Raw genomic sequence first — 20,538 nt, forward strand, 5'->3', positions numbered from 1 at the left:
GGATGCTTGGGCATATGAAGATATGAACATTGAAGAAAAAGGAGATATGATTCATGAACACACAAAAACTGTTCCGTGAAATCACAGAAGAACAATTCAAATCGGACGTACCTGCTTTCCGTCCTGGTGACACAGTACGTGTCCACGTTAAAGTTGTAGAGGGAACGCGTGAGCGTATCCAGATCTTCGAAGGTGTTGTAATCAAGCGTAAAGGTGGCGGCATCAGCGAAACATTCACAGTCCGTAAGATTTCTTACGGCGTAGGTGTTGAGCGTGCATTCCCGCTTCACTCACCACGCGTTGCACAAATCGAAGTCGTACGCTACGGTAAAGTTCGCCGTGCGAAACTTTACTACCTCCGTAACCTTCGCGGTAAAGCAGCACGTATTAAAGAAATCCGTCGTTAAGATGGGAATTAAGCTTGTCGCTTGCGACAAGCTTCTTTTTTTCTAGTACAATAAGTTCAAATGGATAGAGGAGTGAGTGAAGTTGAAAGAAGTGTTTAGTTGGCTCAAAGCCATCGTTGTCGCTCTTGTCATCGCGTTCGTCATCCGGACGTTCATCTTCGTTCCTGTCATCGTTGAAGGGGAGTCGATGATGCCGACACTCCACAATGCGGATCGAATGATCGTCAGTAAAATTTCGAACTATGTTGGTGAGCTAGACCGAGGTGATATCGTCGTATTCCATGCGACAGAATCAAAAGATTATATTAAACGTGTCATCGCCATTCCAGGCGACACGCTCGAATATCGAGATGACGTGCTCTATATTAACGGTGAAGCGGTAGAAGAACCGTATTTAGACGAGTTCCGCGCACAGATGAACGGGTTCCCGCTGACGGAGAACTTCACGCTTGAACAAGTGACAGGCGAGTCAGTCGTCCCTGAAGACTCATACTTCGTCATGGGAGACAACCGTCAAAACTCGAAGGACAGTCGTGAAATCGGATTTGTGTCGAAAGAGGAGATTGTCGGTAAGACGAACTTCATCTTCTGGCCGCTCGACGATGTTGGCACGGTAGAAGATTAAGGTGGTGCTTTTTTGGCAATTCAATGGTTTCCTGGCCACATGGCCAAAGCAAGAAGACAAGTAACTGAAAAATTAAAATTGATTGATGTCGTCATCGAGCTCGTGGATGCACGTGTGCCACAATCGAGCCGTAACCCGATGGTCGATGAGATCACGGCAGGCAAGCCGCGACTCATCGTCCTCAACAAAGCGGACATGGCCGACCCTGTCGTGACGGACGCGTGGTTACGTGCCCTGAAGCGAGAAGAGGTCGAAGTCGTCGCAGTTGATGCGAAGCATAGCAAAGGCTTGAAACAGCTCATCACAGGCGCGCAAAAGTTGATGCAAGAAAAACATGACCGCATGCGTGAAAAGGGACGTAACCCTGGTCCGATTCGTGCGCTCATCATCGGAATCCCGAACGTTGGGAAGTCGACGCTCATCAACCGTCTCGCAGGTCGTAACATTGCCATCACAGGCGATCGACCGGGTGTGACGAAGCGTCAACAGTGGATCAAGATGAAGGGTGGCGAGATGGAGCTCTTAGATACGCCGGGTATTCTCTGGCCGAAGTTTGAGGACCAACTCGTCGGATATCGTCTCGCCGCGACCGGCGCCATCAAAGACGAGATTCTCAATTTAGATGATATCGCCTTGTATACGGTTCGTGAGTTGCATGCTCGTTATCCGGAACAATTAAAGGAACGCTTCAAACTCGAAACGTTACCGGAGGACGGCGTGGAACTCCTTGAGATGATTGGGAAAAAACGTGGTCTCATCAGTGGCGGTTACGTCGATTTTGAGAAGGCGAGCGAACTACTTTTGAATGAACTACGGCATGAAAAAATCGGACGGATCTCGCTTGAGACACCGGCTGACCATGAAATGGCGTAAAGTCCTGTGTAAACAGGGCTTTTTTTGAATAGGAGGAAGAACGTGACGATTCAACAGATTAAACAACAACTAGCGGACATCCGATATGAAGAATGGGTACAAATCTACCCAACCTTGTCACAAGACCCCCGAGCAGGTGTGCAAACGTTGCTTCGGCAAAAAGAGCGCCAATTCGAGCGAGAACAAGCATTACAGGACGATTTTGAGCGTCGAATGTCATATGAACGTGAATGGAAGTCACAAGGATTCACTCGAATTGTCGGAGTCGATGAGGTCGGGCGTGGACCGCTCGCGGGACCGGTTGTGGCGGCTGGTTTTATATCGCGGGGTTGGACGATTCGAAGAAAATGTCGAAAACGGCGAGAGACACGGCATACGAACACATCATGGAAGTCGCGGAAGTCGGTGTCGGAATCGTCGATCCTGCGGTAATCGATGAGGTCAACATCTATGAGGCGACGAAACTTGCGATGATGGAGGCGATTCGTCAAGTCGGGGAGGTCGATGCTTTATTGATTGACGCCATGAAACTGGACCTCGACATTCCTCAGCAGTCCTTGATTAAAGGGGACACGCTCAGCGTCTCAATCGCTGCGGCGAGTGTTGTCGCTAAGGTCGTCCGGGACCGGATGATGGAAGAATACGACCGGACGTATCCCGGTTACGGGTTTGCCAATAACGCCGGGTATGGGACAGAGGCTCATTTAGAAGGATTGAGACGTTACGGGGTGACACCGATCCATCGTCGTACATTCGCCCCGATCAAGCATATGTGAAAGGAGTGATGGCGTTGCGCATCGATCATCAAGGAGTTTTACCATTCAAAGTGACCGAACAGACGTCGCGACCGCTTTTGCTCGGGAATACAATTGTCGGGAAGGTGCTACAACTTCTGCCCGGCAATGAGGCAGTCATGCAGTTGCCGCAAGGAATCTTTCGGGTAGGTATCAATGCGAACGTGAAAGAGAACGTGACGTATAAGATGGTCGTCACGGACGTCGAGCCGAAGCTCGTCTTGAAAGTCGTCCCACAAGCGACAGAAGCGCTCACGGCTTCAAAATCACCTCTCCAGACATTAGGGGAACAACTTGCCCGTTTCATTCGCGAACCGATTCCGACACCAGAATCGGTCAAGACAGCCGGGAAAACGATGTTAGAGAGCGGAGCGGGGTCTGATGTAAAGGCGCTCGTCAGCGAGCTGTTCAAAGCGAAAGGCGAGCCGAAGTTCGAGCAGTTCGTGCGAGCCCAGGAAGCGTTCAATGCGACCCAGAGCCCCCCGTTCGTCGCTCAAGCATTTCACATACCGCATTTAGGTCCGTTTGAACACGTTCAATTTCGTTTAGAAGCACCAAAACGAGAGGCGATTGATTCTGATCATGCTCGAATCGTCTTGTTGGCGAAACAGGAATCGATGTGTTGATTCAAAAACGGTATGTATCCGTTCGGGTATTTAATGAGACTCACGATTTAAGTCCATACGTTCGTACATACGAACCGCTTCTAAAAGAAGGGTTGAAACGTGTCGATTTCGATTTGTCTTCTTTTTCATACGAAGCAAAGCGTGAGCGTGTGCCAGAGACATTTGCGCCTCTCGGAAAGGTGGATCTCCAAATATGAACGATCCAAAGAAAGCAATCGCTCTGTCATATGAGCAATCAATGGATGCCCCGCACGTCGTGGCAAAAGGGACGGGGATTGTCGCTGAGAGGATGCTTGAGATTGCCCAAGCGAACGGAATTCCTGTTCATGAGGACCCGGCACTCCTCTCCTTACTCTCGGCATTAAACATCGAAGAGCAGATTCCGGAGGACGTTTATCAAGTCATTGCCGAACTTTTTGTCTTTCTTTATCAGATGGAACAAGATAAAATTTGATTTGTCTAGGGTTATATGTGAAAAAAAGATGAAAACTTAAAGCAAGAACGATAGACAGCGCTTTCAGTTTTTCGTTACAATAGACGTGCCGATATTAAAGGGGACTAAGGGGGAAAACATATGAATATCCATGAGTATCAGGCGAAAGAATTGCTAAGAGAGTTTGGGGTAGCCGTTCCGACGGGTTATCCAGCCTTTACTGTTGAAGAAGCTGTAGCAGCAGCTGCTAAGCTTGACGGTGAGTTGAAAGTTGTAAAAGCTCAAATCCACGCAGGTGGACGCGGTAAAGCAGGTGGCGTTAAACTTGCGAAGACAGATGAAGAAGTGAAGCAATACGCGACAGAGATTCTCGGAAAAACGCTCGTGACACACCAAACAGGTCCGGAAGGAAAAGTTGTCCAGCGCCTCTATATCGAAGAAGGTTCTGCGATTGACCAAGAATTTTACTTAGGACTCGTGCTTGACCGTTCGATCGGCCGAATTGTCATCATGGGTTCATCAGAAGGTGGTATGGACATCGAGGAAGTCGCTGAACATACACCTGAGAAGATTCATAAAGAGATCGTCGATCCGGTTGTGGGCTTGCGTCCATTCCAAGCACGTCGTCTCGCGTTCAAAATGGAAGTCCCGACGAAACTTGTGAACAAGTTCAGTGACATGGTCATGAAGTTGTACAAAGTATATGTCGAGACAGATTGCACAATCGCGGAAATCAACCCGCTCGTCACGACGAAAGACGGAAACGTCATCGCGCTCGATGCGAAGTTGAACTTCGATAGCAACGCACTTTATCGTCACTCCGATATCCTTTCGCTTCGTGATACGACGGAAGAAGATCCACGTGAAGTCGAGGCATCAAAACATGACCTCAGCTATATCGCACTTGATGGAAACATCGGTTGCCTTGTCAACGGTGCAGGCCTTGCGATGGCAACGATGGATATCATCAAACATTACGGCGCTGAACCCGCTAACTTCCTCGATGTAGGTGGCGGTGCGACGAAAGAAAAAGTTACAGAAGCGTTCAAATTGATTTTGTCTGATGACCAAGTCAAAGGAATCTTCGTTAACATTTTCGGTGGAATCATGAAGTGTGACATCATCGCAGAGGGGATTGTCGCAGCTACGAAAGAAATCGGACTCGACTTGCCACTCGTCGTTCGCTTAGAAGGAACGAACGTTGATGCCGGGAAGCGCATTCTCGATGAATCTGGACTTGCGATCACGACAGCTAGCTCGATGGCTGACGGTGCGGAAAAAATCGCAGCACTTGTTCGATAAGGGGGAAACGACATGAGTATTTGGGCGAATAAAGATACGAAAGTCATCATTCAAGGGATTACAGGGAAACAAGGTTTGTTCCACGGTGAACAGATGCTTGCTTATAACACGAAATTAGTCGGTGGGGTCACGCCAGGTAAAGGTGGTACGACCGTTCTCGATAACGTTCCGGTCTTCAACACAGTCTCTGAGGCGGTCGAAGCGACTGGTGCAAACGCATCAATCATCTACGTACCACCAGCTTTCGCAGCTGACTCGATCATGGAAGCAGCGGACAGTGGCATCGAACTCATCATCTGTATCACTGAAGGCATTCCTGTAGTAGATATGATCCAAGTGAAACGTTATCTCGAAGACAAGCCGGCTCGCTTGATCGGACCGAACTGTCCTGGAATCATCACGCCAGGAGAAGCAAAACTTGGAATCATGCCTGGCTATATTCATACGAAAGGGCATGTCGGAATCGTGTCACGTTCTGGAACGCTCACGTATGAGGCGGTTCATCAGTTGACGACGGCAGGGATCGGTCAATCGACAGCTGTCGGAATCGGGGGAGACCCAGTCAACGGAACAAACTTCATCGATACGCTCAAAGCGTTCAACGAAGATGAGGACACGAAAGCTGTCATCATGATCGGGGAAATCGGTGGAACAGCTGAAGAAGAGGCGGCTGAATGGGTGAAAGCGAACATGACGAAACCAGTCATCGGCTTCATCGGCGGACAGACGGCTCCTGAAGGCAAACGTATGGGACATGCCGGCGCAATCATCTCAGGTGGTAAAGGGACGGCTGCTGAAAAGATTAAGACGTTGAACGCGAATGGAATCGAAGTAGCTGAAACACCAGCTGTCATCGGTGAAACGTTGATTCGTGTCTTGAAAAATGAAGGTCTATACGAAGCGTGTGTCACGGGTCAACCGACGACATAAGAATCATGAGGGATGCTTGCATCCCTCATTTTTTTAAAGGAGAGATTGTGATGAATCAAACAATAGCTCGGTTTGCCGCTGCACGAATTCCGGTTGAGTTTGTGCATCATTATTTGAACGGAACGCTAGAAACACATCGCACTCATTTTTCTTCATATGTCTGGAAGCGAGCTCATTCTGCGCTCCGCTCGTCCGAATCGTATTCCCGCTTCGTCACTTGGGAAGATGAAACGTTCCCGAAACGGTTGCTCGAGATTCCTAACCCTCCGTACTGTTTGTTTTACGATGGAGATTTAGAGGTACTACAAGAAAGAACGACCGCGATGGTCGGAAGTCGTGAATTGAATCGAATTAGTCAATCGTTAGTGCAACACTATCACTCTTTAATAGAAGAAACTGTTTCCGTTTCAGGTGGAGCGCTTGGCATTGATGGTCTTGTCCACGCACACGCGTTAAATAAACATCGTCCGACCGTGGCGGTGCTCGGAGCCGGACTGAACAACCTCTATCCAGCAGCGAATCGACAGTTGCTCTTACGGATTCCGAAGCAAGGGATTCTCTTAAGTGAGTATGCCCCAAATACACCTGTTCAAAAATTTCAATTTTTGGAAAGAAATCGATTGGTGAGCGGTCTCGGTGACACGCTCGTTGTCTTACAAGCGAGACGAAAGAGCGGAACGATGAATACGGTCGGACACGCGCTAGAGCAGGGAAAGACGGTGTTCGCCGTACCCGGTTCACCGCTTGATCCATTAGCGGAAGGACCGAATCGATTGATTGAAGAAGGCGCGATTCCATTGACGAATTCCGATCAAATTATTCGAGATCTCAGGATTGTACGTTGACAAACCGGTGAGAACATGAATATTATGGTAGGGATTTAAATGACCTCTAAAAGGGGAGCAGATGTATGGCAAAATATTTGGTGATCGTTGAGTCACCTGCGAAAGCAAAAACAATTAAACGTTATTTAGGTCCGAATTATATGGTCAAAGCTTCGATGGGACACGTCATCGATTTACCGAAGAGTCAACTCGGTGTAGACGTCGAACACGACTTTGAACCGAAGTATATTACCATCCGTGGTAAAGGACCCGTATTGAAAGAATTGAAGACAGCGGCGAAAAAAGCCACAAAAATCTTTCTCGCAGCCGACCCCGACAGAGAAGGGGAAGCGATTGCCTGGCATTTGGCTCGCGCACTCGGCGTAGATGAAACGACTGAATGTCGTGTCGTCTTTAACGAAATCACAAAAGATGCAATCAAAGAATCATTTAAACATCCACGTAAAATCAATCACGACCTCGTCGATGCGCAACAAGCTCGACGGATTTTAGACCGTCTCGTCGGATACGGGATGAGTCCATTATTATGGAAGAAAGTCAAAAAAGGACTATCTGCCGGACGAGTTCAGTCGGTTGCCGTGAAGATGATCATCGACCGTGAACGCGAGATCAATGCGTTCGACCCAGAAGAATATTGGACGATCAAGCTCGACTTGAATCATGATGGGGAAACGTTCGAGACTTCATTTTACGGAAAAGATGGGAAAAAGATGGAATTGAAGTCGGAAGAAGACGCTCAAGCCGTCCTTGATGCCATCAACGACGAATTCAAAGTCATCGATGTGACGAAGAAAGAACGTAAACGCAACGCTTCGTTGCCGTTCACGACCAGTTCGTTGCAACAAGATGCGGCACGTAAATTGAATTTCCGTGCGAAGAAGACGATGATGCTCGCCCAACAATTATATGAAGGAATCGACCTCGGTAAGAAAGAGGGAACGGTCGGTTTGATTACGTATATGCGTACAGACTCGACACGAATCTCGGACTTGGCGAAGGGAGAGGCGAAAGAATACATCGAATCGACGTTCGGTGAAGAATACGTCGCCTCACAGAAGCAAAAGGAAAAGAAAGCGGCCAACGCACAAGATGCGCACGAAGCGATTCGACCGACTTCGGCACTCCGCGACCCCGCTTCTTTAAAACCTTATTTGTCTCGTGACCAGTTACGCCTTTATAAATTGATTTGGGAACGTTTGATTGCGAGTCAAATGGCACCTGCTGTACTCGATACCGTCAAGATCGATGTAGAGTCGAACGGGATGATCTTCCGTGCGAATGGCTCGACCGTCAAATTCCCAGGTTTCATGAAAGTATATATCGAATCGAAAGATGATGATATCGAGGACACGAACCAAGAGAAAGAAGGCTTGTTACCACCTCTTGAAGTCGAGGATACGGTCAGCTTTGAAGCGATTGAGCCGAAGCAACACTTCACGCAACCACCGCCGCGTTACACGGAAGCACGACTCGTCCGCGCGATGGAAGAGCTCGGTATCGGTCGCCCGTCAACGTATGCGCCGACACTTGATACGATTCAGCGTCGTGGTTATGTCGTCTTAGAAGAGAAGAAGTTCCTTCCGACAGAGCTCGGAGAACTCGTCATTGAAATGATTGATGAATATTTCAATGACTTCATCACCGTCCAGTTCACGGCCGATATGGAAACGCTCCTTGACTCGATTGAGCATAAAGAAGTGGAGTGGACAGAAGTCGTCGCCCCAATCTATCGTTCATTTGAGAAGCGTTTGAAGCGTGCCGAAGAAGAAATCGAAAAGATTGAAGTGAAAGATGAGCCTGCGGGAATCGATTGTGAAGTTTGTGGTTCACCGATGGTCATCAAGATGGGTCGATACGGTAAGTTTATGGCTTGCTCGAACTTCCCGAACTGTACGAACACGAAACCAGTTCAAGTTGAGATTGGTGTCCCTTGCCCAGACTGTAAGGACGGACAAATCGTGGAACGTCGTAGTAAAAAAGGTCGCCTCTTCTATGGCTGCTCGAACTATCCAGAATGTGAGTTCGTCTCATGGGATAAACCGGTTGCGAAACCGTGCCCAGTATGCGACAGTTTGATGGTCGAGAAGAAAATTAAAGACGGCGTGAAATATCAATGTACGAAATGTACCCATACCGAGGTACATCAGCAAGAGGAGGATTAATGTTGCAACAACGTGTAACTGTAATCGGAGCCGGTTTGGCCGGTTCCGAAGCGGCTTGGCAACTTGCTAAGCGCGGCATCCAAGTAGATTTGTATGAAATGAGACCGGTCCGTCAAACACCGGCGCACCACACGGATCAATTCGCGGAACTCGTTTGTTCGAACTCGCTTCGGGCGAACGGTCTTCAAAACGCGGTCGGCGTCTTGAAAGAAGAGATGCGTACACTTGACTCACTCATCTTGAAAGCGGCAGACACGGCAAGCGTCCCAGCTGGTGGCGCCCTTGCTGTCGATCGTCATGAGTTTGCTGGATTCATCACGGAGAAGTTGAAGAACCATGAAAACGTCACGGTTCATACCGAGGAATTAAAAGAAATTCCTGAAGGGATTGTCATCGTAGCGACAGGGCCATTGACGTCTCCGGATTTATCGGCATCGCTCAAAGCGTTCACAGGGGAAGATTATCTTTACTTCTACGATGCGGCCGCTCCGATTCTAGATGGCGATACGATCGATCGCGATAAAGTATACTTGAAGTCGCGCTACGATAAAGGTGAAGCCGCTTACTTGAACTGCCCGATGACAGAAGAAGAGTTTGACGTCTTTTACGAGGAATTGATCAAGGCGGAAGTCGTTCCGTTAAAAGAGTTCGAAAAAGAGATTTACTTCGAAGGTTGTATGCCGTTTGAAGTCATGGCTGAGCGTGGGAAGAAGACGCTTCTCTTCGGACCGATGAAGCCGGTCGGTCTAGAAGATCCGAAGACGGGTAAACGTCCGTATGCGGTCGTTCAACTTCGTCAGGACAACTCAGCAGGAACGCTTTATAACTTGGTCGGCTTCCAGACGCATTTGAAGTGGGGCGAACAGAAGCGTATCATCCGTCTCATCCCTGGACTCGAAAATGCAGATATCGTTCGTTACGGTGTCATGCACCGCAACACGTTCATCAATTCACCGAGCTTGTTGAAACCGACGTATCAGGCGCGCACGCGTGACACATTATTCTTTGCTGGTCAGATGACGGGTGTAGAAGGATACGTGGAGTCAGCAGCGTCAGGATTGTTGGCGGGAATCAATGCAGCGAAGATGATCGCAGGAGAAGAGCTCGTCGTCTTACCACGTGAAACGATGCTCGGTTCGATGGCGCACTACATCACGACGGCAGATGGGAAGCACTTCCAGCCGATGAATGCGAACTTTGGATTGGTCCCATCTTTAGAGGACGCTCCGAAGAAAATGAAAAAACAAGAACGGTACGAGCGTTACGCCAACCGTGCTTTAGAAACGATTCAACAATTTAAGGACCTTTGAACAGGAGAGCCAGTTTTTGGCTCTTTTGTTTTGAAATAAAGTTTCAATTGTGTATTTTGTTTCATACTTTGAAAATTTTCAGATTATTGAACGACTATCTATTGTCACCATACATTCTGTATGCTATGCTAATTTCGATTTGACGAGAACATGCGTTTTTACGTGTCATCGAGGAGGCGATAAAATGGGATTCTTAGAGGATCGACAATCATTTTTACGCTACTGCCAAATTGAACGTCGACTGTCTCCTCATACGAAACGCTCCTACGAGCAAACGCTCGACCAGTACGCCGCATATTGCCAATCGACGCATCAAGATCCCTATGATGCACAGACGGCGCGGCGTTATTTATATGTCCTTTATGAGAAACAATTGGCCGCGTCTACGGTGTCCCAGAAAGTATCTTGCCTCAAACAGTTCGGGAAATATATGGCGAGAGAGCATGGGGGAGAGCCCTTGTTCCACGACCTGACTTCACCGAAAAAGCGACAGTCCTTGCCGACGTTCGCCGTCCCATCCGAAGTCGAACGGTTGTTAGAGGCGGCTTCTATGCAAGACGACCCTTATTTACAGGCGAGAGACGTCGCCATCGTTGAGGTGTTGTACGGAACGGGCATTCGCGTCGCAGAGCTTTGTGGGATGAACCTGTCTTCCTTTGACGATGTCTTATCTTTCGTCCATGTGATGGGGAAAGGAAAGAAAGAACGGTACGTTCCAATCGGTCAATATGCCGTACAAGCATTGAAGCGCTATGTAGAAATACGGAAAGACGTCGGACTCCCGACGGAAAGCGCATTATTTTTGAGTCAAAAAGGGAATCGGATGACAACAGACCAAATTCGGTATGTCATGAAGCGTTTGAGAAAAGACAGTGGGGTACATAAGCCGTTGACCCCGCACTCGTTGCGACATAGCTTTGCAACGGACCTATTGGAGCGGGGAGCGGATTTGCGCGCTGTCCAAGAGTTGCTCGGTCACGAGTCCTTGTCGACGACCGGACGCTATACCCACGTATCGACTGAACGATTACGTTCGATTTATCAAGCGACACATCCAAGAAAGTAGGAGGTTACGATATGTTTCATGCAACAACGATTTTTGCAGTTCGACACAATGGCCAATGCGCGATGAGTGGAGATGGCCAAGTCACATTCGGGAATGCCGTCATCATGAAAAACAAAGCGAAGAAAGTCAGACGCTTATACGGCGGGAAAGTCGTTGCCGGTTTTGCAGGCAGTGTAGCCGATGCTTTCACATTGTTTGAAAAGTTTGAATCGAAACTTGAAATGTATAACGGTAACTTACCGCGTGCCGCGGTCGAGCTTGCCAAAGAGTGGCGCGGGGATAAAATCTTGCGGCAACTCGAGGCGCTATTGATTGTGATGGATGCTGACCATTTACTGCTCGTCTCTGGGAATGGAGAAGTGATTGAGCCGGATGACGGGATCCTTGCAATCGGTTCGGGTGGTAATTACGCACTCGCAGCAGGACGTGCACTCGTCCGCCATTCCGCTGAGAAGTCAGCGGAAGAAATCGCACGAGCCGCTCTCGAGATTGCCGGTGAGCTTTGCGTGTATACGAATGATCAAGTCATTGTAGAAACGATCGGAGGCGATGCTGAATGAATCGAGAGTTGACACCAAGACAAATCGTATCGGAACTGGACAAGTTCGTAATCGGTCAGAAGGACGCCAAACGGGCTGTCTCGATTGCATTGCGTAATCGTTATCGCCGTCAGAAATTAAGTGCAGACCTTCGTGATGAAGTCACACCGAAAAACATTTTGATGATCGGACCGACTGGGGTCGGGAAAACCGAAATCGCACGTCGTTTAGCGAAATTAGTCGGGGCACCGTTCGTCAAAGTGGAAGCGACGAAATTTACGGAAGTCGGTTACGTCGGTCGTGACGTCGAGTCGATGGTGCGAGATCTCGTCGAAGCATCTGTTCGTCTCGTGAAAGAAGAGAAGAAAGAAGACGTGAAAGAGCCGGCAGAGCGAGCAGCGACAGAACGATTGCTAGACGCCTTACAAGGAAAAGCGAAAGCCACACCGAGTGCGTCAAACCCGTTTGAGGCGTTGTTCGGTGGGCAGACACAACAGCCTGAATCCACAACGGATACGTCAAAGAATGACCGGGCACAGCTTCGCCGTCTTCTCGAGCTCGGAGAACTAGAAGACCGAGTCATCGAAGTTGAACTAGAAGAAAAGCAAACGATGGATTTGTTCCAAGGGCAAGGAATGGAAGGGTTATCGAACCTTCAAGATATGCTCGGACAAATCGTTCCGAAGAAACGGAAGCAACGGAAATTGACCGTCCGTGAAGCGAGACCGCTCCTCATAGCGGAAGAAGCTGAAAATCTTCTGGATTTGAACGAAGTACATGATGAAGCGGTGCAGCGTAGTGAACAGATGGGCATCATCTTCGTCGATGAAATCGATAAGATTGCAACGAAGTCGCAAGACCATGCTGGTGTCTCTCGTGAAGGCGTGCAGCGCGATATCCTTCCGATTGTCGAAGGGTCAACGGTCGTCACGAAGTACGGACCGGTCAAAACCGATCATGTTCTCTTCATCGCAGCTGGAGCGTTCCATATGGCCAAACCGTCTGATTTGATTCCAGAGTTGCAAGGACGCTTCCCGATTCGTGTCGAATTAAACAGCTTGACGGAAGAGGACTTCGTCAAAATCTTGACAGAACCATCTCAGGCGTTAATCAAACAATATACCGCATTATTGGAATCGGAAGAAATCACCGTCCGATTCACGCATGAAGCGATTGAAGAAATCGCAAAAATTGCGACACATGTCAATCGTGAGACCGATGACATCGGCGCGCGTCGCCTTTATACTATTATGGAGCGCGTGTTAGAAGATCTTTCATTTGAAGCGGCAGATATGCCGCAAACAAGCGTGGAGATCACTCCCGCTTATGTACAAGCTAAAGTTGGGTCGATCGCGGATGACCGAGACCTCAGCCAATATATTTTATAAGATTCTGTATGCACATACAGGGAGGAAATAGACATTATGAATTTACTAGACAAAACTCGCCAATTAAACACGATGCTTCAACAAGAAGCGAGTGCACATGTTGACTTTAAAGAAATGGCGGATAAAATGCGTGAAGTGCTTGAATCTAATACGTTTATCGTGAGCCGTCGTGGTCGCCTACTTGGCTTTGCGATTAAACAACAGATTGAGAACGACCGCATGAAGGCATTTCTCGTTGACCGACAGTTCCCAGAGCCATATGCATCAAACTTGTTCAATGTGAAAGAAACGACAGCGAACATTGATATTGATAGCGAATATACGGCGTTCCCTGTAGAGAACCACGATTTGTTCCTCAACTCGAAGACGACGATTGTCCCAATCATCGGTGGTGGTGAGCGTCTAGGGACGCTCGTGTTAGGTCGATTGGCTAACGAATTCACAGAAGATGACCTCGTCCTCGCAGAATATAGTGCGACGGTCGTAGGAATGGAGATTCTTCGTGAAAAAGCAGCAGAAGCTGAAACGTCAGCCCGTAAAAAAGCTGTCGTTCAAATGGCAATCAATTCACTGTCGTATTCAGAGCTAGAAGCGATCGAACACATTTTCGAAGAGCTTGGCGGAAACGAAGGGTTGTTAGTTGCTTCCAAAATTGCCGACCGTGTGGGAATCACACGTTCTGTCATCGTGAACGCGCTTCGGAAACTAGAAAGTGCGGGCGTCATTGAATCCCGTTCACTAGGAATGAAGGGAACGTATATCAAGATACTAAATGACAATTTCTTGTTTGAACTGCAAAAACTGAAATCAAACTGAAACACAACTTTAGATGTGCATTTACCATTGAAAACACTATAAAAAGGGACTTTGTTCCTAAAAAACCGCTTTCTTAATTGAGAAAGCGGTTTTTTTTAGTGCAAAAGTAATCATTTTCAGGATTTGTCGTTAATTCGACAAAAAGATGCGAAGCCATTTACCTATGTTTTAAAAAATATCTTTCAGAACTGTTACAGATTTGTTTCAATGAAATAGTAGAATTTCCAAATCAGGTATATATCAGTAATGAGTATATGAAAGCGAGTGAACGCCGTGAATTGGATTGGTAGTGACTATCAATTACTCAAGCAAGCCGTCAATCATGCAGTCCTCAATCAAAAAGTGATTAGTCATAATCTTTCGAATATCGATACGCCAAACTTCAAGGCAAAGCAAGCCGTGTTTGAACAGACGCTCCAAAGCGAGATGCGACTGAAACTCCAAGGTGGGCGCCCGAGTGATTCGACGCAGTCTACTGTCGTCGATCGTGCAGGAGGGGCGATGCGAAGTGATGGCAACAACGTCGACTTAGATTATGAGATGAGTGAACTGGCACGTAATCAACTCCAGTATGAGGCGATGATGGAGCAATTAAATCGCAGGCTAGGTGGGTTGAAATCTGTTATCCGAGGAGGTCGTTAATCGATGGGGATGTTTGATAGTTTTAATATTTCAGCTACTGCTTTAACGTCTCAACGTTTGCGGATGGATACCGTATCGGCGAACATTGCCAACGCTCAGACGACTCGAGGGAAACTTGTCGATGGGGAGTGGCAACCGTACACGAGAAAGATGACGGTATTACAGGAAGCACCTTTCCGTAAACAGTTAAATGCCGTCAATGGTGGGGTTCAGGTAGCTCAAATCATTGAGGACGATGCACCGTATAAGCTTGCTTACAATCCAAGTCATCCTGATGCAGACGAGCGGGGATATGTCCAAATGCCAAACGTTGATCTACTTAAAGAAATGGTCGACCTTATGGGTGCGACCCGCTCTTACGAAGCAAACATTGCCGCGATGAACGCATCAAAAGCGATGCTCGTCAAAGCGATGGAGATTGGAAAAGGATAAGGAGTGACGAAGGATGCAAATTAATCCAATTCAATTGATGAGCCCAGAAATCACGCCATCAATGAACAAAACGAACCCATCTCAATTTGGGTCATATTTAAATGAAGCGATGAATGCGTTGAACGAGACACAACAAGCAACGAGTCAAGCCCGTCAAGATTTAGCTGTCGGGAAAGCTGACCTTCATCAAGTCATGATCCAAAGTGAAGAGTCGTCGATTGCGATGCAACTTGCCATCGAGGTGAGGAACAAGGCTGTTGAAGCCTATCAAGAAATGATGCGAATGCAAGTTTAATTGTAGAGGATGACAAGTTGCGATGAATGAACAATTAAAAGAACGATTCAAATCGATGACCGATGGGCTGAAATCGATGCCAAAGAAGCGAAAACTCGTTTGGGGTATTTCCATCGCGGTCATTTTAATCGCGGCACTCTTACTCACTTTCTTCCTTGCACGACCAAATATGGCACCTTTGTACACGAACTTATCCGCACAAGAAGCGGGGGAAGTGACAGAGAAACTGACAGCGGACGGTGTGAAGTCGGAAATTAAAGCGACTTCGAACGGGGTCAGTGTATATGTGCCAAATGAAATGGTCGACCAATTGAAAGTGAGCCTTGCCGCGGCCGGGATTCCAAAATCCGGGTCGATTGACTATAGTTTCTTCAGTGAAAATGCTGGTTTCGGAACAACAGACCGAGAAATGGCGGTCATTGAACGAAGTGCGATGCAGACGGAACTCGAGCGGCTCATTACTCAAATCGAAGGAATCAATCAAGCGAAAGTCATCATCTCGCTTCCTGAGAAGTCAGTCTTTTTAGCGGAAGACCAAGGTGAGCCGACAGCCTCGATCGTGTTAAATATCGGAGCAGGAACGAATCTAGAACCAAACACGGTTAAAGGTCTTTACCATTTGATCAGTAAAAGTGTCCCGAACTTAAAACCTGAGAACATCTCAATCATGGACCAATACTTTACGTATTATGACCTTGATCAAACCGTTGTGGCTGGTGGCTCTTCCACTGATCCGTTGGCACTGAAACGTCAAGTTGAAAAAGACGTCCGTCAACAAATTCAGCAGATGTTATCTGTTCTTCTTGGTGAACGAAGCGTTCTTGTCTCTGTCACAGCAGATATTGATACGACCCAGACGGCCGAAGAACAAAATCTTGTCACGCCTGTCAACGAAGAAAACATGGAAGGCATCGTGACGTCGGCTGAACGGATTGCAGAGGCGTATACAGGCGGTACGGGAACGGCGACAGAAGCGACTGGGACCGGTGAGAATGACACGATCAATTTCCCTGCTGCTACAGGTGACAGCACAGAAGAAAGTGAAAAAAATCACGAAATCATCAACTATGAAGTGAATCGCATTACGAAACAGATTCAAAACGCACCGTACACCATCCGCGACCTTGGGGTGCAATTGATTGTGGAACCACCAGACGGTGCGACGAGTATTGACCCACAGCTTGAAGGTGACCTGGAGACGATGATGTACTCCATCATTCGAACATCACTAGCGAAAACGGATGAAGCCATTACAGATGCGGAGCTTGAACAAAAAGTAGTCGTTGTATCGAGACCGTTCGCTGAAGCAGAAGAGATGGCAACGACAGAGCAGCCTACACCATGGTGGATGTACGCGGCAGCAGCTGGAGCAGTCGTCCTACTTGCCCTGATCTTCTTCGCAATGCGTAGACGCAAACAAGAAGTAGTGGAAGAGACGAACGAGTGGGAAGTTCCTTATGAAGATGAAGTGCCTGACCTAGACCTCGAGGAACGAGGCGAAGGGGCTGTGAAGAAGAAACAGTTAGAAAAATTAGCTGAAAGTAATCCAGAAGAGTTTGCTAAACTGCTTCGTACTTGGATGTCTGAGGAGTGAGTAACGTGAACTACGCCAAACAATCGAATCGAGAAAAAGCAGCAATGCTCATGATCTCATTAGGTCCAGAAGTGGCAGCGAATGTTTATAAACATCTTTCGGAAGAAGAGATGGAACAGTTGACGCTTCAAATCTCAGCGCTCAAAAAGGTGTCTCCAGAAGAAAAAGAGAGCATTCTCGGTGAGTTCCACGAACTTGCGATGGCTCAGAGCTACATTACCCAGGGTGGGATTGGCTTTGCCAAAACAGTTCTTGAAAAAGCGGTCGGCGAAGAAAAAGCGATGGCATTGATTCATCGGTTGACGTCGACTTTACAAGTTCGGCCGTTCGAGTTTGCTCGAAAAGCCGACCCGAAACAGTTGCTGAACTTTATTCAAAACGAACATCCACAGACGATCGCTCTAATTTTAGCTCACTTGGAGCCGGTCAAATCAGGGCAGATCTTATCGGAACTTCCTCCTGAGATTCAATCGGAAGTTGCGAAACGGATTGCGACGATGGACCGACTCAATCCGGATGTTATTCATGAAGTCGAACAAATCCTTGAAAAGAACCTCTCACAGACGGATATGCAAGATTATGCCCAGTCGGGTGGAATCGAGGCGGTCGTCGAAGTGTTGAATGGTGTCGATCGCACGACCGAGCGTACCATTCTTGACGCTCTCGAGATTGAAGATCCTGAACTCGCAGAAGAAATCAAGAAGCGTATGTTTGTCTTCGAAGACATCGTCACACTCGATTCACGCGCGATTCAACGAATCATTCGCGAAGTGGCGAACGACGACCTGTTGCTAGCACTCAAAGTGTCGTCAGAAGAAGTGAAACAAATCATCTTCAAGAACATGTCTCAACGGATGGTCGAAACGTTCAAAGAAGATATGGAATTTATGGGACCTGTTCGATTGCGTGACGTCGAAGAAGCACAGAGCCGAATCGTCGGAATCATTCGTCGTCTAGAGGACGTCGGTGAGATCGTGATCAGTCGAGGTGGAGGAGATGACATCGTTGTCTAATGTAATCAAACGTCAACGCGCGACATCGCATATTCCACAGCGAATCGAATCAAAACGATTGGAAACATCCATTCCTGACCCGGCTGATGGCATCGACCATCATCAAGTCATCGAGTCGCGTTATGAGAAATTAAGACAGGATGAAGAAGCGTTCCAACAGTTTCAACAGACAGAAATCGAGCAACTCGAAAGATTCAAGCTAGAAGCGTATGAACAGGCTCGATTAGAAGGTTATGAAGCGGGTCTACTCCAAGGAAGACAAGATGGATATGCCGAGTTTGAAGACGTCACGACACGCCTGAACTCGGTCTCCACTGAACTCGAACAATTGTTCCAAGAAAAATGGAAACAGGCAGAAGTACAACTCATTGACCTCGCGATTGCAGTAAGTGCGCAAGTGACGACGGACCTTGTCCGAAAAGATGAGGCGTTGTTTGCGGCGATGATTCAAGAACAGATGGCGCAACTCATTGATGCGGAAGCGTTAACGATCTTCGTTCATCCCACTCGCCTTGCTTCGATTCAGCGATTTGAATCGATGTGGCGTGATGAAGAGACACCACCTTTGAAATATCGGGGAGACGGCGCTTTAGATGAAACGTCCGTGCGCATTGAGTCCCCACATCGAGGAAGTGAAATGGATTTATCCTACAGTTTCGAACGAATCCAAGCCAAAATCGAGGAGGTTTTAGCGGATGGCGCTTATTGAGCAGGTCATCAATACGATCAAACAGTCTACGGATGGCGAGTTCACTCGCAAAATCGGTCGAGTTTGTCGGGTCGTAGGATTGATGATCGAGTCAAATGGACCGAGTGCATTTGTCGGGGAGCGATGTTTCATCATGCTACCGTCAAATGAGTCGGTCGAAGCGGAAGTGGTGGGCTTTAATGAAGAGCGTGTCCTTCTTATGCCATACGGTGAAACGACACAGATTGCGCCGGGTTGTTTAGTTAAAGGGACCGGGAAGATGCTCCAAGTCCCCGTAGGTGAGGAACTGATTGGACAAGTACTCGATGGTCTAGGGCGTCCGCTCTCAGGAGAGCGACTGGTAACTGGAAAAAGATATGATGTCCAACGCAAACCTCCTAACCCGTTGAATCGTCCAAGAATTTTAGATGCCTTGTCGACTGGTGTTCGTATGATTGATGGGCTACTGACGGTAGGGAAAGGGCAACGTGTCGGATTGTTTGCCGGTTCTGGGGTCGGGAAGTCCACGTTACTCGGAATGATTGCCAAGCGCTCCTCTGCAGACATTAACGTGATTGCTTTAATTGGGGAACGTGGTCGGGAAGTGAAGGAATTCATCGAAAAAGAGCTCGGTCCAGAAGGAATGGCTCGGTCTGTCGTCATTGTGGCGACAAGCGACCAACCACCGCTCGTGCGATTGAAAGGGGCATACACGGCAACCGCAATCGCTGAATATTTTCGTGACCAAGGTAAAGAAGTGGTGCTTATGATGGACTCGGTGACACGTTTTGCAATGGCTCAACGAGAGATTGGACTTGCGACGGGGGAGCCACCGACATCAAAAGGATATACACCGTCTGTTTTTGCGATGCTCCCGCAATTGTTAGAGCGAAGCGGGACGGCAGCGACTGGATCGATCACAGCATTTTATACGGTCCTCGTCGATGGTGACGATATGAACGAACCGATTGCCGATGCGGTGCGTGGAATATTAGATGGACACTTTGTCATGGACCGCGCGCTTGCGAACCGTGGACAGTTTCCTGCCATCCATGTCTTGAAGTCAATCAGTCGGGTCATGAACCAAATCGCCTCGCCATCACATCGTGAAGCGGCACAAACGTTTCGGAGTTGGCTGGCGACATATATCGATGCCGAGGACTTGATTAACATCGGCGCATATAAAAAAGGGTCGAATCCGTCGATTGACACCGCAATCGAGAAGTATCCATACTTATTGACATTTTTGAAACAATCGATTGAAGAAGACGCCGCATTCCAACAAACGATGACTCATTTGTCACATATCGCGCGAGGTGAATCATGAACAGACTTATTCTAGAACGAATCATGCCAATTGCTGAACATGAGAAAGAAGATGCGGCTTCAGAAGTAAGAGTGCTGAAGACAAAACTCGAAACGGAAATGGAAGCGTTGTATGACCTTCTCCTCATGTATGAGTCATTGATTAAGCATCAAGATGAACAGCAAGGGCATATTGATTTACTCATGTCTCAGTATCGAGAAAAAACGCGTGAGCAAGTGAAGCGTCAAATCGAAACGCAACAGCTCGTCGTCCAACAAGCCCGCAATCGTTATCACGCATCGCAAGAAAGACTGCTTGGGAAAGTAGTGGAAGAAAAGAAATATGTGACGCTACATGAAAAGGTCAGTTTAGAAGAGATGACAGCGGCAAAACTCACAGAGCAACTAATGATGGACGAACTCGCTGTGATTCATCATGGGAAAGGGAAGTAG

At 47.8% G+C, this 20,538-nt stretch carries 22 protein-coding genes and 1 pseudogene; all 23 read left to right on the plus strand.

The genetic code is table 11. From position 1 onward, the window contains the following. The first annotated feature begins 53 nt into the window (after positions 1-53). The 23 genes and pseudogenes from rplS to ON063_RS00230 all read left to right on the plus strand — a co-directional run bounded on the left by rplS (position 54) and on the right by ON063_RS00230 (position 20,538). Positions 54-407: a 50S ribosomal protein L19 gene (gene rplS / locus ON063_RS00120; RefSeq protein WP_015881369.1), complete on the plus strand. Its 354-nt coding sequence runs from the start codon at positions 54-56 to the stop codon at positions 405-407. An 82-nt stretch (positions 408-489) separates the two neighbouring features. Beyond that, on the plus strand, positions 490-1,032 hold the full coding sequence (gene lepB, locus ON063_RS00125; protein WP_074034770.1) for a signal peptidase I: 543 nt from the start codon (positions 490-492) through the stop codon (positions 1,030-1,032). 12 nt (positions 1,033-1,044) lie between these two features. Next, complete coding sequence (gene ylqF / locus ON063_RS00130; RefSeq protein WP_214745483.1) at positions 1,045-1,905, plus strand: ribosome biogenesis GTPase YlqF; 861 nt, start codon at positions 1,045-1,047, stop codon at positions 1,903-1,905. A gap of 42 nt (positions 1,906-1,947) precedes the next feature. Beyond that, positions 1,948-2,681: pseudogene (locus ON063_RS00135) on the plus strand (ribonuclease HII). A 14-nt stretch (positions 2,682-2,695) separates the two neighbouring features. Then, complete coding sequence (locus tag ON063_RS00140) at positions 2,696-3,325, plus strand: hypothetical protein (RefSeq protein WP_274663851.1); 630 nt, start codon at positions 2,696-2,698, stop codon at positions 3,323-3,325. 193 nt (positions 3,326-3,518) lie between these two features. After that, entirely contained in the window at positions 3,519-3,779 is a 261-nt protein-coding gene (locus ON063_RS00145; RefSeq protein ID WP_074034763.1) for an EscU/YscU/HrcU family type III secretion system export apparatus switch protein, read from the plus strand. Positions 3,780-3,899: 120 nt separating this feature from the next. Beyond that, positions 3,900-5,060: an ADP-forming succinate--CoA ligase subunit beta gene (sucC, locus tag ON063_RS00150; RefSeq protein ID WP_074034761.1), complete on the plus strand. Its 1,161-nt coding sequence runs from the start codon at positions 3,900-3,902 to the stop codon at positions 5,058-5,060. Positions 5,061-5,072: 12 nt separating this feature from the next. Continuing rightward, complete coding sequence (gene sucD, locus ON063_RS00155) at positions 5,073-5,990, plus strand: succinate--CoA ligase subunit alpha (RefSeq protein WP_026826262.1); 918 nt, start codon at positions 5,073-5,075, stop codon at positions 5,988-5,990. 50 nt (positions 5,991-6,040) lie between these two features. After that, entirely contained in the window at positions 6,041-6,835 is a 795-nt protein-coding gene (gene dprA / locus ON063_RS00160) for a DNA-processing protein DprA (RefSeq protein WP_274663852.1), read from the plus strand. 65 nt (positions 6,836-6,900) lie between these two features. Then, entirely contained in the window at positions 6,901-8,997 is a 2,097-nt protein-coding gene (gene topA / locus ON063_RS00165; protein ID WP_214745468.1) for a type I DNA topoisomerase, read from the plus strand. Next, entirely contained in the window at positions 8,997-10,307 is a 1,311-nt protein-coding gene (gene trmFO / locus ON063_RS00170) for an FADH(2)-oxidizing methylenetetrahydrofolate--tRNA-(uracil(54)-C(5))-methyltransferase TrmFO (protein WP_214691808.1), read from the plus strand. Before topA ends, trmFO begins: the two co-directional genes overlap by 1 nt. A gap of 184 nt (positions 10,308-10,491) precedes the next feature. Further along, positions 10,492-11,373 carry a tyrosine-type recombinase/integrase gene (locus tag ON063_RS00175; protein WP_274663853.1) on the plus strand — a complete coding sequence of 294 codons (882 nt, stop codon included), beginning with the start codon at positions 10,492-10,494 and terminating at the stop codon, positions 11,371-11,373. Positions 11,374-11,384: 11 nt separating this feature from the next. Continuing rightward, positions 11,385-11,933 (plus strand): ATP-dependent protease subunit HslV, encoded by a 549-nt coding sequence (gene hslV, locus ON063_RS00180; RefSeq protein WP_074034743.1) that lies wholly within the window; start codon positions 11,385-11,387, stop codon positions 11,931-11,933. Beyond that, positions 11,930-13,300 (plus strand): ATP-dependent protease ATPase subunit HslU, encoded by a 1,371-nt coding sequence (gene hslU / locus ON063_RS00185; protein WP_214745463.1) that lies wholly within the window; start codon positions 11,930-11,932, stop codon positions 13,298-13,300. The genes hslV and hslU overlap by 4 nt, the downstream gene beginning before the upstream one ends. A gap of 36 nt (positions 13,301-13,336) precedes the next feature. Then, a complete protein-coding gene (codY, locus tag ON063_RS00190) occupies positions 13,337-14,116 on the plus strand; it encodes a GTP-sensing pleiotropic transcriptional regulator CodY (protein WP_214691812.1) in 780 nt (259 codons plus the stop codon). 273 nt (positions 14,117-14,389) lie between these two features. Then, entirely contained in the window at positions 14,390-14,758 is a 369-nt protein-coding gene (gene flgB, locus ON063_RS00195; RefSeq protein WP_214875453.1) for a flagellar basal body rod protein FlgB, read from the plus strand. A gap of 3 nt (positions 14,759-14,761) precedes the next feature. Further along, positions 14,762-15,190, plus strand: coding sequence for a flagellar basal body rod protein FlgC (gene flgC, locus ON063_RS00200; RefSeq protein ID WP_274663854.1), 429 nt, complete (start codon positions 14,762-14,764; stop codon positions 15,188-15,190). Between the two features lie 13 nt (positions 15,191-15,203). Beyond that, on the plus strand, positions 15,204-15,485 hold the full coding sequence (gene fliE / locus ON063_RS00205; RefSeq protein WP_214760359.1) for a flagellar hook-basal body complex protein FliE: 282 nt from the start codon (positions 15,204-15,206) through the stop codon (positions 15,483-15,485). 22 nt (positions 15,486-15,507) lie between these two features. Next, positions 15,508-17,079 (plus strand): flagellar basal-body MS-ring/collar protein FliF, encoded by a 1,572-nt coding sequence (fliF, locus tag ON063_RS00210; RefSeq protein ID WP_274663855.1) that lies wholly within the window; start codon positions 15,508-15,510, stop codon positions 17,077-17,079. Between the two features lie 5 nt (positions 17,080-17,084). Then, positions 17,085-18,092, plus strand: a complete 1,008-nt coding sequence (fliG, locus tag ON063_RS00215; RefSeq protein WP_074034724.1) for a flagellar motor switch protein FliG — start codon at positions 17,085-17,087, stop codon at positions 18,090-18,092. Next, entirely contained in the window at positions 18,076-18,801 is a 726-nt protein-coding gene (locus tag ON063_RS00220; protein WP_274663856.1) for a FliH/SctL family protein, read from the plus strand. The genes fliG and ON063_RS00220 overlap by 17 nt, the downstream gene beginning before the upstream one ends. Then, entirely contained in the window at positions 18,788-20,107 is a 1,320-nt protein-coding gene (gene fliI, locus ON063_RS00225; RefSeq protein ID WP_274663857.1) for a flagellar protein export ATPase FliI, read from the plus strand. Before ON063_RS00220 ends, fliI begins: the two co-directional genes overlap by 14 nt. After that, positions 20,104-20,538, plus strand: a complete 435-nt coding sequence (locus ON063_RS00230) for a flagellar FliJ family protein (RefSeq protein ID WP_274663858.1) — start codon at positions 20,104-20,106, stop codon at positions 20,536-20,538. The genes fliI and ON063_RS00230 overlap by 4 nt, the downstream gene beginning before the upstream one ends.

The sequence above is a fragment of the Exiguobacterium sp. B2(2022) genome (genome assembly GCF_028823655.1).
Lineage (GTDB): Bacteria > Bacillota > Bacilli > Exiguobacteriales > Exiguobacteriaceae > Exiguobacterium > Exiguobacterium aestuarii_A.

What these genes read in the sequence shown, in the direction of transcription:
- rplS (WP_015881369.1), top strand. Translation starts at nt 54, where the DNA reads ATGAACACACAAAAACTGTTCCGTGAAATCACAGAAGAACAATTCAAA.
- ON063_RS00145 (WP_074034763.1), top strand. Translation starts at nt 3,519, where the DNA reads ATGAACGATCCAAAGAAAGCAATCGCTCTGTCATATGAGCAATCAATG.
- sucC (WP_074034761.1), top strand. Translation starts at nt 3,900, where the DNA reads ATGAATATCCATGAGTATCAGGCGAAAGAATTGCTAAGAGAGTTTGGG.
- sucD (WP_026826262.1), top strand. Translation starts at nt 5,073, where the DNA reads ATGAGTATTTGGGCGAATAAAGATACGAAAGTCATCATTCAAGGGATT.
- dprA (WP_274663852.1), top strand. Translation starts at nt 6,041, where the DNA reads ATGAATCAAACAATAGCTCGGTTTGCCGCTGCACGAATTCCGGTTGAG.
- topA (WP_214745468.1), top strand. Translation starts at nt 6,901, where the DNA reads ATGGCAAAATATTTGGTGATCGTTGAGTCACCTGCGAAAGCAAAAACA.
- trmFO (WP_214691808.1), top strand. Translation starts at nt 8,997, where the DNA reads ATGTTGCAACAACGTGTAACTGTAATCGGAGCCGGTTTGGCCGGTTCC.
- ON063_RS00175 (WP_274663853.1), top strand. Translation starts at nt 10,492, where the DNA reads ATGGGATTCTTAGAGGATCGACAATCATTTTTACGCTACTGCCAAATT.
- hslV (WP_074034743.1), top strand. Translation starts at nt 11,385, where the DNA reads ATGTTTCATGCAACAACGATTTTTGCAGTTCGACACAATGGCCAATGC.
- hslU (WP_214745463.1), top strand. Translation starts at nt 11,930, where the DNA reads ATGAATCGAGAGTTGACACCAAGACAAATCGTATCGGAACTGGACAAG.
- codY (WP_214691812.1), top strand. Translation starts at nt 13,337, where the DNA reads ATGAATTTACTAGACAAAACTCGCCAATTAAACACGATGCTTCAACAA.
- flgC (WP_274663854.1), top strand. Translation starts at nt 14,762, where the DNA reads ATGGGGATGTTTGATAGTTTTAATATTTCAGCTACTGCTTTAACGTCT.
- fliE (WP_214760359.1), top strand. Translation starts at nt 15,204, where the DNA reads ATGCAAATTAATCCAATTCAATTGATGAGCCCAGAAATCACGCCATCA.
- fliF (WP_274663855.1), top strand. Translation starts at nt 15,508, where the DNA reads ATGAATGAACAATTAAAAGAACGATTCAAATCGATGACCGATGGGCTG.
- ON063_RS00220 (WP_274663856.1), top strand. Translation starts at nt 18,076, where the DNA reads ATGACATCGTTGTCTAATGTAATCAAACGTCAACGCGCGACATCGCAT.
- fliI (WP_274663857.1), top strand. Translation starts at nt 18,788, where the DNA reads ATGGCGCTTATTGAGCAGGTCATCAATACGATCAAACAGTCTACGGAT.
- ON063_RS00230 (WP_274663858.1), top strand. Translation starts at nt 20,104, where the DNA reads ATGAACAGACTTATTCTAGAACGAATCATGCCAATTGCTGAACATGAG.